The following is a 17,022-nucleotide window of genomic DNA, read 5'->3' as shown; positions in this document are numbered from 1 at the left end:
CGTGTCCGGCGTCGATCACCCCGCCCGCGCTGCAGAGCGGCCGGGCGGGCAGGACTCCGTGCTCGTCGTCGGCAACTCGGTCGCCGGAGTGCGGACCGCACAGGCACTGCGCCGCGGCGGGCACGCGGGCCCGATCCGGATCCTCGGACGGGAGCCGCACCCGCCGTACGACAAGCCGCCGCTGTCGAAGGACACCCTCGTCTCCGGTGAGCTCGTCCCGCTCGTCGACCCGGCCGAGCTCGCCGAGCTCGACATCGCGGTCGACCTGAACCGCCCGGCGCTCGCACTGGACCCGGCCCGGCGCGTGGTGACGACCGGGGACGGCGACGAGCTGGGCTACGACCAGCTCGTCATCGCCACCGGGGCCGACGCCCGGCCACTGCCCGGCACCGAGTCCGTGCCTGGCGTGTTCACCGTGCGGACCGCCGATGACGCCACCCGGCTGCGCGCGGCGCTGACCACCGCCCGGCACGTGGTCGTGGTCGGGGCCGGGTTCATCGGCGCCGAGGTGGCCGGGTCGGCCCGGTCGCTCGGCGTCGAGGTGACCGTGCTGGAGGCCCTGGACCACCCGATGGAGCCGGTTGTCGGCGCCGAGGTGGGTGACCGCCTCGGGGGCCTGCACGTCACACACGGCACGCAGCTACTCACCGGGGCCCGAGTGGAGCGGGTCGAGCGCGACCGTCGGCTGCGGGTCCACCTCGCCGACGACCGCGTCGTCTCCGGCGACGTGATCGTGGTGGGGATCGGGGCCGTGCCGGCCACCGGGTGGCTGCGCTCCTCCGGGCTGCCCCTAGTCGACGGCGTGCTATGCGGCCCGGACCTGCGGGTGCGGGGCCACGAGCGGATCTGGGCCGCCGGCGACGTGGCCCGCCGCCCGCACCCGACCCTGGGTCCCGACGTGCGCATCGAGCACTGGACCAACGCCGGGGAGCACGCCGAGCTGGTCGCCGCCGGGATCCTCGGCCGGACACCGCGTCCCGCGCAGCCGCCCTACGTCTGGTCCGACCAGTACGGGCACCGGATCCAGATCGTCGGCTCGCCGCGCGCCGGCCGGCTCGCGCGGTTACGTGGCGGAGTGGGCGAGCACCCGGACGGACCGCTGGTCGCCGTCTACGGCGACACCGACGACAGGGTCGTCGGAGGCGTCGTGGTCGACGCCCCGAAGGAGTTCGTGGCCCTGCGCCGGGCGGTCACCGCGAGGACCCCGGTGGCCGACTTGATGGTGGGTGCGGGAGCGGGCCGTTCGTGAACCCGGCCCGACCGCCGCCCCCGGCACCGCGTCCCAGTGCCGACGACCACGAGGAGTTACTGATGGAAGACACCCTTCCCCGGGTCGAGCCGACCCGGCTCGTGCTCGACGCCCCGTCCGGCCGGCTGGCGGTCGACGAGATCCGACTCGGGGGCGCCCCGCGCGGCGCCGTCGTCGTACTCGACGCCCCGGACGAGCTCGGCGGGACCGCCGCCGTGCTCAATGAGCTCGCCGGGCACGGCTACACCTCCGTCGGGGCCCGGCTGCCACCCGGCGCAGAAGACAGCGAGCTGCGCGACGACGCCCACCGGCTGCTCGACGTCCTCGAGCGGCGCGGCTTCGCGGCCGACGGCTGCGCGGTCCTCGGGTACGGGGCAGGTGCCCGCGCGGCCCTGCACCTGGCGACCGACCGGATCGGTGCGGCGGTCAGCATCTCCCCGGACACCGGGCCGGACCTCGCCCACCTCGACCGGCTCCGGACCCCGTGGCTGGGCCTGTTCGGACTGCCTCCCTCGGGGCTCGATCCGGTCGCCGACCGGCTCGAGCAGACGGTGACGGCCTCGGCGCAGGCCCACTGCTCGGTGGTGCGCTACCCCGGTGTCGGGCCGGATTTCCACCTCGACTCGGCCGACCCCGCGGTGCACGCGGCCTGCTTCGACGCCTGGCAGCGGGCCGTCGAGTGGCTGAACCTGCGGGTCGCCCCGCCGCCCACCGAACTCGCGCTGCTGTGGGAACGACGTAGGTCGGGCACCGATCCCGAGCACGCCGCTCCCGGCTCCACGACCACCACCGCACGGAAGGGATGACAGCGATGTCACAGAGTGCACGGACGCCCGGATACATCATCGACGACCGGGAGATGCCACGGTTCCGCGTCAACCGCGAGGTCATGGTCGCCCCGGACGTGTTCGCCCGCGAGCGCGACCACATCTTCTCGACGTGCTGGCTCTACCTCGGCCACGAGTCCGAGCTGCGCAAGCCGAACGACTTCCGCACCCGCAACGTCGCCGGGCGCCCCCTGATCTTCTTCCGCGACTCGCGCGGGCAGATCCGGGTGTGGGTCAACTCGTGCCCCCACCGTGGGGCCATCCTCTGCCGCGAGGATAAGGGCAACGCCCGGTTCATGACCTGCTTCTACCACGGCTGGAGCTTCAGCAACGCGGGCAAGCTGGTCTCACTGCCCGACGACGCCTCCTACGGCCCGGACTTCGACCGGCCCGGCCTGGCCGCACCGGCCCAGGTCGACTCGTACCGGGGCTTCGTCTTCGTGTGCTTCGACCCCGAGGCACCGGACCTGCGCACATATCTCGCCGGCGCCACCGAGTTCCTCGATCTCGTCTGCGACCAGTCGGCCGTGGGGATGCAGGTGCTCGAGGGCACCCACGAGTACTCGGTCAACGCGAACTGGAAACTGCTGACCGAGAACAGCTTCGACGGCTACCACGCGGTGACCACCCACCAGCGCTACTTCGAGATGGCGGTCGCCGCCCGGGCCGGGCGCGACGACACCGCGGCCCGCGAGCGGGCCCAGGGCTCGTCGGCTCTGCTCGGCCAGTCCCGCAGCGCCGACCTCGGCAACGGCCACGCCGTGACCATGGGCGCGCCCTCCACCGGCAGCATCTTCGGGCGGCCACTGTCCGAGGCAGGCCAGACCGAACGGAACCGGCGGTTCGCCGAGTTCGCCGAGACCTACGGCGAGGCGTGGGTCGAGCGGATGCAGGGGACGCGCAACCTCGTGATCTTCCCCAACCTCGTGGTGATCGACCTGGTCATGGGCGTGGTCATCCGCAAGATCGACCCCGTCGCCCCGGACTACATGGAGGTCTCGGCCTGGCACCTCGCACCGCCGGAGGAGGGAGCCGAACTGCACCGGCAGCGTCTGGACAACTTCCTGACCTTCTGGGGCCCGGGCGGCCTGGCCTCACCCGACGACGTCGAGGCACTGGAGACCTGCCAGCGGTCGTTCGCCGCCCGCCGCGAGCTGCCGTGGTCGGACATCTCGCGGGGAATGAACAAGGACCGCCCCAGCGGCTCCGACGAGTGGCAGATGCGGACCTGGTGGCGGCGCTGGAACGAGCTTGTCAACAGCGAGACCCTGCCCGACGAGCCGCACGACGAGCTCGACGGCGTGTTCGCCGGCCGGCGGGCCGACACCAGCGCCGCCCCGGTCGCCTAGCACCCGTCCGAGAGGAGTGACCCGATGACGACCTCCCAGATCCCGGCCGAGCACAGCGCCGAACACAGCGCCGTCGGCTGGTCGACCCTGTCCGACGGCGAGATCCGCGCACTCGAGCGCTTCCTGTTCGAGGAGGCGGACCTCCTGGACCGCTGGCAGCTGCACGAGTGGCTGGAGCTCTTCACCTCCGACGGCTTCTACCAGATCCCCTCCACCGACCTGCCCGACGGCGACCCGGACCGAGACCTGTTCCTGGTCCAGGACGACCGCTTCCTCCTGGAGCAGCGGGTCAACTCGCTGCTGACGAGAGCGGCACACGCGGAGTACCCGCACTCACGCACCCGTCGGATCGTCGGCAACGTTCGTGCCCGCGACACCGACGAGGGAGTGCAGGTCCGGGCCAACTTCGCGGTGTTCCGGGTCCGGGCCGGGACCCTGGACACCTACGTCGGCGAGTACCGGCACCTGCTCCGACGCACCGACGAGGGCGGCTACCGGTTCCTGATCCGCAAGGCCGTGCTCGATCTCGACGCCCTGCGCCCGCACGGAAAGGTCAGCATCATCCTGTGACCAGACTCGACGCGAAGGTGGCGATCGTCACCGGGGCCAGCCCGAACATCGGCGGCACGCTCGCCGCCGGTCTCGCCGCGGAGGGGGCCCGGGTCGTCTGCACCGACATCGATCCGGACGTGGCCGCCGAGGCCGCGGAGACGATCACCGCCTCCGGAGGTGAGGCCCTCTGGGTGGCGGGCGACGTGACGGACCCGGATCACGCCGACGAGGTCGTCGGGCTCGCCGAGCGGACCTGGGGCGGGGTCGACGTGCTGGTCAACAACGCGGTGCAGTTCAACCACAAGGGGTTGCTGACGATGCCGGTCGCCGAGTTCCGGCGGCAGGTCGACATCATCCTGTCCGGGACGTTCCTGTTCACCCGTGCCACCGCGGCCTCGATGATCCGGACCGGTCGTCGAGGCAGCATCGTGGTCGTGCTGTCCACCGCGGCCACCCAGGGCCAGCCCGGCAACATCGGCTACTCCACGGCGAAGAGCGGCCTGATCAACTTCGTCCGGTCCTCGGCGATGGAGCTGGCCGGGCACGGGATCAGGGTCAACGGCTTCACCCCGACCGCGACCGTCCGGGCCCGGCCGGGCCCGCCGCGGACCGCGGAACCCGAGTACACGATGGACTTCGCCGGGCAATTCCCGATGGACCGGCTGCCGACCGCGGCCGACTACGTGCCGGCCGTGGTATTTCTCGCCTCCGACGACTCCGCAATGGTCACCGGCAGCAACATCACCGTCGACGGCGGTGCGAGCGCGAAGTACTGGCCCTGGTACCCGGGGACCGCCCGGGACACCGCCGGGACGTGAGAGGAACCATCCGATGACCCTGCACTTCGCCTGCCGCCGCGACGACCTCGAGGTCGGCGGGGCACTCACCGTCAAGATCGAGGGGATCGAGCCGATCGCCCTGTTCCGGACCGAGGACGGGGAGATCCACGCCACCTCCGACACCTGCACCCACGAGCGGTGGTCACTCGGCGAGGACAGCGACTTCGACGGGGTGGAGGAGGTGACCTGCCCGCTCCACATGGCCCGCTTCAACGTCCGGACCGGGGAGGCGCTGTGCTTCCCCGCGGCGTTCCCGCTGACCACCTACCGAACCGAGGTGGGAGTGGACGGCGGGGTCTACCTCGAGATCTGATCGGGCGCCGGCTTCACCCGGCGTCGGTGGTGTCGTGCCGGAGAAGCTGCGTGAGCCGCAGGCGCTCGCGCAGCGTCTCGGATCGTCGGCCAGCAGCCGGTACTGGGCGCGCGCGAGATCCTCCGCCGCCCCGTCCGGGCGGCCAGAAGATCTGGCTGAGCACGTCGTCCACGAGGGGCGTACTGAGGGCTTGTAGACATGGCGGTGCTCGACGGAGTGCCGCGTCAGCGAGGGTGTCGTCCCCGGACTGCGACGCGAGCACCGCGTCGACGGCCGCGGCCGCACCGCACAGACCGCCGATCCCGGCGTCCCGGTCAGCGGGCTCATCACGTGTGCGGCGTCGCCCGCGAAGCAGGATGGCCGGGGAAGAGCACGTCCGGCGGCTGCTCCCGGCAGGGTACGCCGTGAAGGGGCGGTTCGCGGGCGTGCAGAACAGGAGATGCCGACCCGCTGGAGCTCGGGCAGGACACCGAGCCCTGCGAGGAGCGGAACACCGTCGGGTGCAGGACGACCGATGGGACCGTCCGAGCGGAGTCGGGGGACCACCGTCACCGGTCGCCCGGGACGAGCCGGCCCGAGCGCGACGTTCAGGCCGACCTGGCCTCCACCCACCACGATCGTCGTGTCACAACCGCCCACGCGGCCCCTGCTTGTCGTTCGAGTGAACCAGCCTCCGAGAAGCCTACGACCTCGATCGTCGGCCACAGCACCGATGGTTTCGACCGGTGCAGGCCGTCCAGCGAGTGTGATGACGCCCAACCCGGCCTCGGCATCTATCAGCGCGCGCCCGTCGTCGTCAAACGCGTGCGCCGTGGCCGCGTTGTCCGCATCGTTCCGCTGGGACATGCCCACTCCCCCGGACATCCCTCGATGCGGCGGGAAACGGCCCGCGGTGATCGCCGCGTCCGTGCGCTCCAGCCTGGCGCGGGCGAAACACCACCCGTTCCCGCGTGAGATCTGACGCGGGCCCACCGTGGGTTCCGAGCGCCGGAACCGCACCTTGGCCCGGCCGTGACACACGACCACTGTCAGAGGCGCTTGCGCCGGCAGGCGGGAACGAGAGGAACCTGACATGACCGCGGCGACGCCCGACCGCACAGCGCCACGCCGGATCGACGTCCACGCCCACTACATGCCACACGGCCGGCTCGTCGACGGCCCGGGTTTCCCTGTGCTCTCCGGCGACGACCGGGGCGGGCAGATCACCATCGACGACCGGCCGTTCCGCCGGGTCCGTCCGTCGCTGTGGGACGTGGGCCGGCGCATCGCAGACCTCGACGAGGCCGGCGTCGCGATCCAGGTGATCTCACCCGTGCCGGTCACCCTCGGCCTCGACGGAGGCTACTTGCGGGCGCAGAACGATGCTCTCGCGACGGCCGCGGCGGCCTCGGGCGACCGGCTGCTCGCGTTCGGCGCCGTGCCGTTCACCGATCCCGACGCGGCGGCCGGGGAGGTGACTCGACTCGCCACGCTGCCCGGGGTGGTCGGAGTGCAGGTCGCGACGATGCCGAACGGCCTGGAGCTCGACGCTCCCGAGCTGGGCCCGTTCCTCACCGCTGCCGAGGAGAACGACCTGCCGCTGTTCGTCCACCCGACCGAGCAGGCCCGGATGGTGCGCGGGCGGGGGGGCCCGTACGAGTTCGCCGTCGGGATGCACGCCGACACTGCCGCCGCGGCGGCGGCCCTGGTCCTGGGCGGGGTGCTGGAGCGCCACCCGCGGCTGCGGGTGGCGCTGGCCCACGGCTGCGGCTCGCTGCCCTGGACCTACTCCCGGCTCCGCTATGCCGTGACCTCGATCGCCGGCACCCACGCCCCGGAGCACCTCGACGCACTACTGGCCCGGCTGTGGTGCGACACCCTGGTGTTCGACCCGCAGCACCTGGCGTTGCTCGCGGCCCGGTTCGGCGCCGGGCACCTGCTGCTCGGCAGCGACCACCCGTTCTACCCGAGCCCGCTGGGCGAGCTGGTCGGCATCGCCGAGCAAGCCGAGGCCGCCGGTGCGCTCCGCCCGGAGGCCGCGGTCGCGGTCGCCGAGCGCAACGCCGTCGAGTTCCTGGGTGCACACCGCCTGCCCGTCGCACCCCGGACCTGAGACGACCAGCGCCGACCGGGCCCGGCATCGGTCGCTGCGGGTCACACCGGCTGTGTGTCCTCCTCTCGGCGGGCGGGCGAGGCCTGGTGCGCGACGGGGAACGGGTACCGGCCCAGCGCCAGGAACGAGGCGCTCGTCAGCACCAGGGCGACGCTGATCACGACGAAGGCGAGGCCGTAGCCACCGGCGTAGTCGAACGAGAGCGCGAAGATCAGGCCGCCGACGGCGCTGCCCAGGACGAAGATCGCGAAGATGATCCCGTAGATCTTGCCGAAGTTGAGCAGTCCGAAGTAGCGGGTGGTGAGGAACGACCCGAGGTCGACCTCGATGCCGATCGCCAGACCGAACATCACCGCTCCGAGCACGGGCGACCAGCCCGAGGCGATCAGGGCGAAGCCGCCGATCGGCATCAGCTGCTGGATGGCGGCGATCGTGGGGCCGTGGAAGCGGTCCAGGAGGAAGCCGGCCAGCGGCCGGGCGACCAGTGACGCGATGCCGACCGGGAGCAGTACCGCCGCGGCCTGGGCCGCGGTCATGCCGCCGTCGACGAGCATCGGCACGAGGTGCGCGGCGGCTCCGTTCAGGGCGATCGAGGCCACCAGCGTCCCGAGCACCAGGATCCAGAACTGTCGAGTGCGGACTGCGGTGGCCCGGTCGACGCCGGGCAGCTGGGCGGGGGTGCCGTCCGACCCGGCCGCGGAGCTGGACGCGGGCAGGAACCCGAGCTCGGTGCGCTCGTCGCGGGTGGGCTCGCGTACCAGGAACAGCCAGCAGGGCAGTGCGATGACCAGCACCAGTAGCCCCAGACCTGCGTAGCCGCCCCGCCAGCCCACCGTGTCGATCAGGAACTGGGTGTACTGCGGCACGAGCGAGGTGCCCAGGCCGGTGCCGCAGATCGCTAGTCCGATGGCCAGGCCCCGCTTGCGGTCGAACCAGCCGGCGACGGCCTTGATGTAGGCCGGTGGGTTCTGCGCGGCTCCCAGCGCCGAGGCGATGATGAGCAGTCCGTAGAAGACGAGCAGGTTGTTCGGGGTCAGCGCGATCGCCGCCATGGCCGCCGCGAACACAGTGACGAGCGGGATCATGACCCGGCGCAGTCCGAAGCGGTCGATCGCGAACCCGATCACGACGACGACGGAGGCCGCGACGACCCCGGCGATGCTCTTGGCCCCGCTGACCTCCGTTCGCGTCCAGCCGAACTCCTCGCCCAGCGGGATCATGAACAGTCCGGAGGTCTGCAGGATGATGGGTGACGATCCGACGATCAGCGCCAGCGTGCTTCCGGCGACGACCAGCCATGATCGTCTCGTGAGGTTCTGCGGCACGTTCGTTCCTCCTCGTCGAGGCAGTGGTCCGGGAACACGGCCGGCCGGCGGGTCCACCGCGGGCGGCCGGGCGAGGGGAATCGTGGACGTGTCGGTGTGACCTGTTCCACTGCCGGTTCCGGCCGCTGGAACTCCGTCTCGCGCCGAACCCGGGCCTCGACGAGCGCGGCGGCGTTCTCCGGGCGGCGCCGCCCCCGCAGCGATGTTCCACGCAGCGGGACGCCCGCTGGAGACGCGAGGGTATCTGCGCCCAGCCTGGATCGGTGACCAGATCAGCTCTTGCCCCCGACACCGGTGACGGCCGCTGCACGGCGGCCGTCCGTCGCGGCCCCGCCTGCGCATCGGACCGGACGGCCGCGTCGTGACCGCTGCGGCCAGGGACTCCACCGCCGTGCGCTCCGCCGCCGACCTGCTGACCAGGGCCGTGCGGACCGGCACGGCGATCGCACCGGTACGCACGCTCATCGGCGACACCGACGCCGAAGTCGCCTACGCCGTGCAGCGCCGGATCAACGACGAGCGGGTCGGGGCGGGCGCGGTCGTCGTCGGCCACAAGATCGGCCTCACCTCCCCGGCCGTGCAGCGCCAGCTCGGCGTGGACCAGCCGGACTTCGGGATCCTGTTCGCCGACATGGACGTCAGCGGTCGCGCCAGCGCCGTCCCGATCGACCGGCTGATCCAGCCGAAGATCGAGGCCGAGATCGCCTTCGTCCTCGCCGCCGACCTTGCCGAGGGCCCCCTCGACGAACGCCAGGTCGCCGACGCGGTCGGCCACGCCGTCGCCGCGCTCGAGATCGTGGACAGCCGGGTCGCGAACTGGGACATCACCATCACCGACACGATCGCCGACAACGCATCGAGCGCCCTGTTCGTGCTCGCCGACCACGGCCTCGCGCTCGACGCGTTCGATCCCGCGGCCGCCACGATGACGCTGCGGCGCAACGGCGAGACCATCTCGCAGGGCACCGGCCAGGACTGCCTCGGGAGCCCACTGGCCGCACTGGGCTGGCTCGCTGGCGTCGCCCGAGACAACGGCGACCCGCTGCGGGCCGGCCAGATCGTGCTCTCCGGGGCGCTCGGTCCGATGGTCGAGGCCCGCGCCGGTGACTCCTTCTCCGCCGACATCTCCCCGCTCGGGTCGGTGTCGGTGACGTTCGGCCCCCAGGAGGGATCATGAGCAGCACCCCGGTCGCCATCATCGGCTCCGGCAACATCGGCTCCGACCTGATGATGAAGGTCATCCGCCTGGCCGAGACCCTCGAGATGGGCGCGATGGTCGGCATCGACCCGGACTCCGACGGGCTCGCGCGAGCAGCCCGGCTCGGCATCGCCACCACCGCGGACGGCATCGACGGGCTGCTCGCGTTGCCGAACTTCGCCGACATCGGCATCGTGTTCGACGCGACCTCGGCGCGTGCGCACGTGGCCAACGCCGAGAAGCTCGCCCCTCACGGCAAGATCCTGATCGACCTGACCCCGGCCGCGGTCGGCCCGTTCGTCGTGCCCGCGGTCAACCTCGACGACCATGCTGAGGTCCGCAACGTCAACATGGTCACCTGCGGCGGGCAGGCCACGATCCCGATGGTCGCCGCGATCGCGAAGGTCGCCCCGGTCCGCTACGGCGAGATCGTCGCCTCGATCTCGTCGCGCTCGGCCGGCCCCGGTACCCGCGCCAACATCGACGAGTTCACCGAGACCACCTCGGCGGCTATCGAGAAGGTCGGCGGCGCCGAGCGCGGCAAGGCCATCATCGTGCTCAACCCGGCCGAGCCGCCCATGATCATGCGCGACACGGTGCTGTGTCTGGTCGGTGACGCCGATCCCGACGCCATCCGCGCCTCGGTTCACGAGATGGTCGACCAGGTCGCCCGCTACGTGCCCGGCTACCGCCTCAAGCAGCAGGTTCAGGTCACCCCGGTCCCGGACGACGAGCCGCTCGACACACTCGTGCCCGCCGGTACCCCGCGCCCGGCGTGGAAGGTCCAGGTCTTCCTGGAGGTCGAGGGGGCCGCGCACTACCTGCCGGCCTACGCCGGAAACCTCGACATCATGACCTCGGCCGCCTTGCGCACCGCCGAGCTCCTCGCCGCCCGAGCCGCCGCCGACACCGAGCTCGCCGAGGCCGTCGGATGACCGCGCTGCCCAGCTCCACCCCGGACACGATCCGGCCTCGCCTCTACATCCAGGACGTCACCCTGCGCGATGGCATGCACGCCGTGCGACACCGGATGGACCCGGCCGACCTCGGCAGGATCGCGGCCGCACTGGACGTCGCCGGCGTCGACGCGATCGAGGTCTCCCACGGTGACGGCCTGGCCGGCGCCAGCCTCACCTACGGCCCCGGCAGCAACACCGACCACGAGTGGATCAGCGCCGCAGCCGCAGCGGTGGACACCGCCGTACTCACCACCCTGCTGCTGCCCGGCATCGGCACCGTGCACGACCTGCGCCGCGCCCACGACCTCGGGGTCCGCTCCGTGCGGGTGGCCACCCACGCCACCGAGGCCGACATCGCCGTCCAGCACATCGGCACGGCTCGCGAGCTGGGCATGGACGTCTCGGGCTTCCTGATGATGTCGCACATGACCTCGGCCGCGGACCTCGCGAAGCAGGCCAGGGTCATGGAGGACGCCGGGGCACACTGCGTCTATGTCACCGACTCCGGCGGCCGACTCACCATGTCCGGCGTGCGCGACCGGATCCGTGCCTACCGCGACGTCCTCGATCCCGACACCCAGCTCGGGATTCACGCCCACGAGAACCTCTCGCTGTCGGTCGCGAACTCCGTGGTCGCCGTCGAGGAAGGTGTCACCCGGGTCGACGCATCGCTGGCCGGGCACGGCGCTGGGGCGGGGAACTGCCCGATCGAGGCGTTCGTCGCCGTGGCCGACCTGCACGGCTGGCAGCACGGCTGCGACCTCTACGCATTGCAGGACGCCGCCGACAACCTCGTCCGGCCGCTGCAGGACCGGCCCGTGCGGGTGGACCGCGAGACGCTGACCCTCGGCTACGCCGGGGTCTACTCCAGCTTCCTGCGCCACGCCGAGCGCGCCGCCACCGAGCACGGCCTCGACACCCGCGACATCCTGGCCGAGGTCGGTCGTCGCGGCCTGGTCGGAGGCCAGGAGGACATGATCGTCGACATCGCGCTGGACCTCGCCGGGCGCGACGGGTGAGATGCCCGCCGCCGGCCCCGTGCCGGCGGCGCCGTCGTGGCCCTGGGCACCGGTCGACGTTCCATCCGGCCGGCCGACGCCGGACGGATGGTCCACCGGGGGACGCGCGCCACCCGGGACATAGGTGTGGCCTATCCCCCGGTGAGGCCATTGGTCCTTGCCCGGGCGGTCCCCGCGGTCACAGGGTGATGCCGTCTCCCGGCCGCGGGCACTCGGAGCGTCCATGCGAGCCCGCGGCGGCCGTCCGAGATCCGGACCGTCCGGGCACACCCGCGCGGGCGGTGCGGCCCTACGTCCCGAGGACGTCCACATTCGACGGATATGCTCGGAGGTCCCCCAGATGGAACGCACCCTCTTCGATGCGGAGCACGAGACCTTCCGGAAGACCGTCCGGCGGTTCTTCGACAACCGGGTCGCGCCCGAGTCCGCCGACTGGGAGAAGGCCGGACATCCCCCGCGCAAGCTACCGCGAGGCCGCCGAGTTCGGCATCCTCGGGATCCAGGTGCCCGAGCGGTTCGGCGGGTCGGGGGGGTCGGCTCATACCTGTTCAACGCGATCCCCACCGAGCAGGCGGTGCGCGCGAACATCAGCCTCGGCCCGCTGCGGGTGCACATGGACATCGTGCTGCCCTACCTGCTGCGCTACGCCGCTGAGGAGCAGCAGCGCTGGCTGCCGGGCTTCGCCTCCGGCGAGGTACTGACCGCGATCGCCGTGACCGAGCCGGGAACCGGATCGGACCTGGCGGGCATCCGCACCTCGGTGCGCCGCAACGGCGACCACTGCGTGCTCGACGGGGCCAAGACGTTCATCACCGGCGGGCGCAATGCCGACCGTGTGCTGGTCGTGGCCAGGTTGCGCCCCCGACCCGGCGGACCGGAGGGCGGGGCTGAGCATCCTCGTCGTCGACACCACCAGCCCCGGCTACGCAGTCGGTCGCAACCTGGAGAAGATCGGCCTGAAGGCCCAGGACACCTGCGAGCTGTCCCTCACCGGGGTCCGGGGGCCCGTCACCGACCTGCTGGGCGAGGAGGGCAAGGCGTTCGGCTACCTCGGCCACAACGTGGCCCAGGAGCGCCTGACCATCGCGGTCGGCTCTTGGGCCGCCGCCTCACACGCCACCGACCTCGCCCGGGCCTACGCACGGGACCGCACGGTGTTCGGCCGGTCCCTCGCGGAGTTCCAGAACACGAAGTTCGTGCTGGCCGACTACGCGGTCGACGTCGCCGCCGGCCAGGCGTTCCTCGCCCAGGCCCTCGAAGCGCACGACAGTTCCTCCGGCGGCCAGCCGCGGGACTCATGCAGTACCCGCTTGCTCGCCGCGACGACCAGCGGGCCGTTGGCCGCGATCCGATCGGCGAGGCGCAGGGCCGCATCGAGCGCATGGCCGTCGTCGACGACCTCGTTGATGAGACCGACCGCGTGCGACTGCTGCGCGTTGAGGCCCTCGGCCGGTCAGCGCCAGCTCCATTGCAATCGCCGGTGGGATCCGCTCGGGCAGCCGCAGCAGCCCACCGGCTGCCGCGACCAGGCCGCGCTTGACCTCGGGGAGGCCGAACGTCGCGCCGCGCCCGGCGACGACCATGTTGCAGGCCAGCACCACCTCACAGCCGCCGGCAAGCGCGTGGCCCTCCACCGCGGCGATCATCGGCGTCGCCGGCGGCCGCGCGGTGATGCCCGCGAAACCGCGGCCCGGGATGCTCGAACGCTCGCCGCGCAGGAAGCCCTTGAGGTCCACGCCGGCGCAGAACGTCGCTCCCGCGCCGGTGATCACCCCCACCACGAGGTCCGGGCGTGCGTCGAGTAGATCCAAGGCGGCGGCGACTGCTTCGGAGACGGCGACGATGACCGCGTTCCGCGCCCGTGGCCGGTTGAGCGTGATCACCAGGATGCCCGGCCGCTCCTCGACGAGTACCTCCGCGGCACCGGTCTCCTGGTCGGCGTCGATCGACATGTGTCTCCTCCTGGGAGATCCAGGTGCCCCCTCCCGGACGCCACTCGTGGCGCCCGGAGCCGGGCGATGACAAAGACCGCGTGCCTCATCGAGCCATAGGCGTTTCCGATGTCGGGCGGCCCTGGCACACCATGCTGGTACTCCTTCCGCCCACCGGAACCTCCGGACGCCTCGAACCGACGACAGGGACGACGCTCGGCGGGACCGCGTTCCCGCACCTGGAGGACCGATGACCCGGTCCGTCCCCTCGGTTCCCACGCACAACGACCTGACCGTCACGCTCGACGACGGGGTAGGGCTGCTGGAGATACGGCGTCCCGACACCAGCCACTTCGACGAGGTGCTGATCGGGGAACTCGTCGACCGGGCCCGCAAGCTCGCCGACGGCCGGGACTGCCGGGCGCTGGTCCTCGCCTCCGAGGGCCGGCACTTCTGCGCCGGAGCGGACTTCGGCGACGCTCAGGGCTTCGGTGGTGACCGGGTCACCGTCTCCGAACGGCTGTACCGGCGGGCGGCCGAGCTGTTCGAGATCGAGCTGCCGATCATCGCCGCGGTGCAGGGCGCCGCGGTCGGCGGCGGTCTCGGGCTGGCCTGCGCCGCCGACTTCCGCGTCGCCGACGCCGGGTCGCGGTTCGCCGCGAACTTCGCCCGGCTCGGCTTCCACCAGGGCTTCGGACTGAGCGTGACGCTGCCCCGGATCGTCGGACGTGCCACCGCGGCCGACCTGCTGCTGACCGGGCGCCGGATCGGCGGCGAGGAGGCGTTCCGGATCGGGCTGGCCGACCGTCTCACCGAGGCAGGTCGCCAGCGCGCGGTCGCGCTCGAGTGGACCCGCCAGATCGCGACGAACGCACCGCTGGCGATCCGGGCGATCCGCCGCACCCTGCGGTCCGGCCTGACCGACGAGGTCACCTCGGCGCTGGAGCACGAGCTCGCCGAGCAGTCCAGGCTGTGGGCCACCGAGGACTGTGCCGAGGGGATCGCGGCGAGCCTCGCACGCCGGGAACCGGTGTTCCGGGGACGATGACCCTATGCCCGGCCGGACGGTGACCCGCCGTCCGACCGGCTCGTGATCTCCGACCGGGTCGCGATCACGGTGGGCCGAACGCCCCGCGGCGGCGCAGCTCGGCGACCTGGTCGACGGAGAGGCCGTGCCGGGCGAGCACCCGGTCGGTGTCCTCCCCGATCGCCGACGGCCGCCGCACCGGCGCCGAGCCGGACGCACCGAGCTTGATCGGAACGCCGAGACCGCGATAGCCGTCATCGTCGACGACCATATCGCGGTGGCGCACCTGCGGGCTCGCCAACGCCTGGGCCACGTCCTGCACCGAGCTCGCGGGTACCCCGCGGGCGGCCAGCCCGCGCCCCAGCTCGGACGCGTCCCGATCGGCGACCGCCTTCTCGATCTGCTCGACCAGCAGCGCGCGGTTCCGCGTCCGGTCACCGTTGTGCCGGAACCGCGGGTCCTCGACCAGGTCCGAACGCCCGATCTCCTCGGCCAGCGCGGCGAAGTGCGCATCGGAAGCGGCCGCCACGAACAGCGGATCGGTGCCGGTGCCGAAGACCTGGTACGGCGTCACGCTCGGATGCGCGGCACCGGTCCGGATCGGCACCTCCCCGGAGCAGAGGTGGTTCGCGGCGTGCGGATGCATGATCGACACCGCCGCGTCGAGCAGGGTGATGTCGACGAGCTGGCCGGTCCCGCCCGTCGCTCGCGCCAACAGGGCCAGCAGGACACCGGCGAAGGCCTGGTGCGCCGCGGTCAGGTCGACCAGCGGGATTCCGACCCGCAGCGGGTCGCCGTCCGGGTCGCCGTTGACGCTCATCAGGCCGCTGTAGGACTGCAGGACCGCGTCGTAGCCGGGGAGCCCGCCCAGCGGGCCGTCGGTCCCGTAGCCGGTGATCCGGCAGTACACCAGGTCGGGGAACTCCGCAGCCAGCCGCTCCTCATAGCCGAGCCCCCAGCGGGCCATCGTCCCGGTCTTGAAGTTCTCGACGACGACGTCGGCCTCGGAAAGCAGGGAGTGCAGGACCTCCCGTCCGACCGGGGAGCCCAGGTCCAGGGCGATGTTGTCCTTCGACCGGTTCATGCCCTGGTAGTAGGCGCTACTCGTCCGGTCGTCGTCGACGAACGGCGGACCCCAGCGCCGCGTCTCGTCCCCCTGCGGCGCCTCGACCTTGACCACCTGCGCCCCGTGGTCGGCCAGCATCTGCGCGCAGAGCGGACCCGCGAGGATCCTGCTCAGGTCCAGGACCCGCACCCCCTGCAGTGCACCCGCTCCGGTCACCGCGCCTCCCCCTGCCTAGTCGGCACCGGGCCGGCGATCGTGTGCCACAGCCGGGTGCCCGCCAGTGCCCGGGCGGCGATCCGGTCCTGCCAGCGGCCCTCGTCGCCGAACTCGTCACGCCAGGACCATAGCCGCGTGGTCAGCCGGCCGAGGTCGTGTTCGCGGGCGTAGCCGAGCGCGCCGTGGACTTGGTGCCCGGCCGCCGCCACGACACCGGCGCCGGCCGAGGTCACTGCCTTCGCCGCGGCGATGGCCAGCGTCGCCTCGGCGCGGACCCCCGGGTCGGTCCGGGCGGTCGACTCGGCGAGCACGGCCGAGTCGACCGCGCTCCGCATCAGCCCGACCTCCCCCGCCATCGTCGCGAGGTGGTGCTTGACCGCCTGGAACGCGGCCAGCGGACGGCCGAACTGTTCGCGCACCCCCGCGTGGCGCACGCTCGCGTCGAGCACACCCCGGGCGGCACCGGCCAGCTGCGCCGCGCGGACCAGGGCGCCTCGTCGCTCGAGCTCGTCGGGGTCGGGGCCCGACGCCCGGTCGGTGGCCCGGGCGTCGGCGAGCACGAGCTCGTCGCGGGGTTCGCCCGCGACGTCGAGCGCGGTGTGCCACCGCCCCGCGCCGGCTGCCACCACGGCGACCCCGGCCGGGCCGTCCTCGCCGAACACGGGCACGACGACGTGATCGGCGTGGCGACCCCACGGCACCGTCACCGTCCCGGACAGCCGACCCGGGCCGCGCTCGCGCACCGCGCCGGTCGCGACCAGGGCGAGCCCAGCGGGGACCCGCAGCCCGGCCCGGGCCGCCAGCCATCCGGCGAGCGCGCTCTCGGCGGCCGGGACGGCCGCGCCGCGGTGGGCGAGCACGTCGAGGGCCGCGGCCAGCGCGGAGAGGTCCCCGCCGCTGCCGCCGGCCTCCTCGGGCACGTCGAGCAGGTGGAAGCCGGTGTCGACGAGGCCGTCCCACAGCTGCCGGTCGAGCTCGCCCTCGACCGGCCGCGCGGGCGCTCGGGTGATCATGTCCGCGACGGCGGCGGCGACCTCGTCGGCCACGTCGTGCTCAGACC

14 protein-coding genes and 3 pseudogenes are annotated in these 17,022 nt (G+C 72.6%); 13 read left to right on the top strand and 4 right to left on the bottom strand.

Features of this window, described 5'->3' with window-relative positions:
• The first annotated feature begins 1 nt into the window (after nucleotide 1).
• The 7 genes from AD017_RS29120 to AD017_RS29090 all read left to right on the top strand — a co-directional run bounded on the left by AD017_RS29120 (nucleotide 2) and on the right by AD017_RS29090 (nucleotide 7,221).
• Nucleotides 2-1,249 (top strand): NAD(P)/FAD-dependent oxidoreductase, encoded by a 1,248-nt coding sequence (locus AD017_RS29120; RefSeq protein ID WP_227012912.1) that lies wholly within the window; start codon nucleotides 2-4, stop codon nucleotides 1,247-1,249.
• A gap of 62 nt (nucleotides 1,250-1,311) precedes the next feature.
• Nucleotides 1,312-2,055, top strand: coding sequence for a dienelactone hydrolase family protein (locus AD017_RS29115; RefSeq protein WP_060576818.1), 744 nt, complete (start codon nucleotides 1,312-1,314; stop codon nucleotides 2,053-2,055).
• Nucleotides 2,056-2,060: 5 nt separating this feature from the next.
• A complete protein-coding gene (locus AD017_RS29110) occupies nucleotides 2,061-3,425 on the top strand; it encodes a Rieske 2Fe-2S domain-containing protein (RefSeq protein WP_060576817.1) in 1,365 nt (454 codons plus the stop codon).
• 24 nt (nucleotides 3,426-3,449) lie between these two features.
• Nucleotides 3,450-3,995, top strand: coding sequence for an aromatic-ring-hydroxylating dioxygenase subunit beta (locus AD017_RS29105; protein ID WP_082538419.1), 546 nt, complete (start codon nucleotides 3,450-3,452; stop codon nucleotides 3,993-3,995).
• Nucleotides 3,992-4,795 (top strand): SDR family NAD(P)-dependent oxidoreductase, encoded by an 804-nt coding sequence (locus AD017_RS29100; protein ID WP_060576816.1) that lies wholly within the window; start codon nucleotides 3,992-3,994, stop codon nucleotides 4,793-4,795. The genes AD017_RS29105 and AD017_RS29100 overlap by 4 nt, the downstream gene beginning before the upstream one ends.
• 13 nt (nucleotides 4,796-4,808) lie before the next feature.
• On the top strand, nucleotides 4,809-5,129 hold the full coding sequence (locus AD017_RS29095) for a non-heme iron oxygenase ferredoxin subunit (RefSeq protein ID WP_060576815.1): 321 nt from the start codon (nucleotides 4,809-4,811) through the stop codon (nucleotides 5,127-5,129).
• 1,072 nt (nucleotides 5,130-6,201) lie between these two features.
• Nucleotides 6,202-7,221, top strand: coding sequence for an amidohydrolase family protein (locus AD017_RS29090; RefSeq protein ID WP_060576814.1), 1,020 nt, complete (start codon nucleotides 6,202-6,204; stop codon nucleotides 7,219-7,221).
• A gap of 41 nt (nucleotides 7,222-7,262) precedes the next feature.
• Here the strand turns inward: AD017_RS29090 and AD017_RS29085 are convergent, their stop codons facing one another.
• The gene (locus AD017_RS29085) at nucleotides 7,263-8,546 is read right to left on the bottom strand and encodes an MFS transporter (RefSeq protein WP_060576813.1); all 1,284 of its coding nucleotides are present in this window, start codon (nucleotides 8,544-8,546) and stop codon (nucleotides 7,263-7,265) included.
• A gap of 361 nt (nucleotides 8,547-8,907) precedes the next feature.
• Here AD017_RS29085 and AD017_RS29080 point away from each other — a divergent pair, with 361 nt between their 5' ends.
• From AD017_RS29080 to AD017_RS36695, 5 genes and pseudogenes are all read left to right on the top strand, one after another.
• On the top strand, nucleotides 8,908-9,723 hold the full coding sequence (locus tag AD017_RS29080) for a 2-keto-4-pentenoate hydratase (protein ID WP_060576812.1): 816 nt from the start codon (nucleotides 8,908-8,910) through the stop codon (nucleotides 9,721-9,723).
• Nucleotides 9,720-10,679: an acetaldehyde dehydrogenase (acetylating) gene (locus tag AD017_RS29075; protein WP_060576811.1), complete on the top strand. Its 960-nt coding sequence runs from the start codon at nucleotides 9,720-9,722 to the stop codon at nucleotides 10,677-10,679. Before AD017_RS29080 ends, AD017_RS29075 begins: the two co-directional genes overlap by 4 nt.
• Nucleotides 10,676-11,722: a 4-hydroxy-2-oxovalerate aldolase gene (gene dmpG / locus AD017_RS29070; protein WP_060576810.1), complete on the top strand. Its 1,047-nt coding sequence runs from the start codon at nucleotides 10,676-10,678 to the stop codon at nucleotides 11,720-11,722. Before AD017_RS29075 ends, dmpG begins: the two co-directional genes overlap by 4 nt.
• A gap of 223 nt (nucleotides 11,723-11,945) precedes the next feature.
• A pseudogene (locus AD017_RS37580) lies at nucleotides 11,946-12,524 on the top strand (acyl-CoA dehydrogenase family protein); the annotation flags it as partial.
• A gap of 22 nt (nucleotides 12,525-12,546) precedes the next feature.
• Nucleotides 12,547-12,945, top strand: a pseudogene (locus AD017_RS36695) (acyl-CoA dehydrogenase family protein); the annotation flags it as partial.
• 44 nt (nucleotides 12,946-12,989) lie between these two features.
• On the opposite strand, the pseudogene AD017_RS33785 reads toward AD017_RS36695, so the two are convergent.
• Nucleotides 12,990-13,674 (bottom strand): annotated as a pseudogene (locus AD017_RS33785) (crotonase/enoyl-CoA hydratase family protein); the annotation flags it as partial.
• 229 nt (nucleotides 13,675-13,903) lie between these two features.
• Here AD017_RS33785 and AD017_RS29060 point away from each other — a divergent pair.
• Nucleotides 13,904-14,701, top strand: coding sequence for an enoyl-CoA hydratase/isomerase family protein (locus AD017_RS29060; protein ID WP_060576808.1), 798 nt, complete (start codon nucleotides 13,904-13,906; stop codon nucleotides 14,699-14,701).
• A 64-nt stretch (nucleotides 14,702-14,765) separates the two neighbouring features.
• On the opposite strand, the gene AD017_RS29055 is transcribed toward AD017_RS29060, so the two are convergent.
• Nucleotides 14,766-15,962 (bottom strand): CaiB/BaiF CoA-transferase family protein, encoded by a 1,197-nt coding sequence (locus AD017_RS29055; protein WP_060576807.1) that lies wholly within the window; start codon nucleotides 15,960-15,962, stop codon nucleotides 14,766-14,768.
• Nucleotides 15,959-17,008: an acyl-CoA dehydrogenase family protein gene (locus AD017_RS29050; protein ID WP_255358510.1), complete on the bottom strand. Its 1,050-nt coding sequence runs from the start codon at nucleotides 17,006-17,008 to the stop codon at nucleotides 15,959-15,961. The genes AD017_RS29055 and AD017_RS29050 overlap by 4 nt, the downstream gene beginning before the upstream one ends.
• Nucleotides 17,009-17,022 lie beyond the last annotated feature (14 nt).

The sequence above is a fragment of the Pseudonocardia sp. EC080619-01 genome, assembly GCF_001420995.1.
Taxonomy (GTDB): domain Bacteria; phylum Actinomycetota; class Actinomycetes; order Mycobacteriales; family Pseudonocardiaceae; genus Pseudonocardia.
This window is presented reverse-complemented; position numbering and strand designations above follow the sequence as displayed.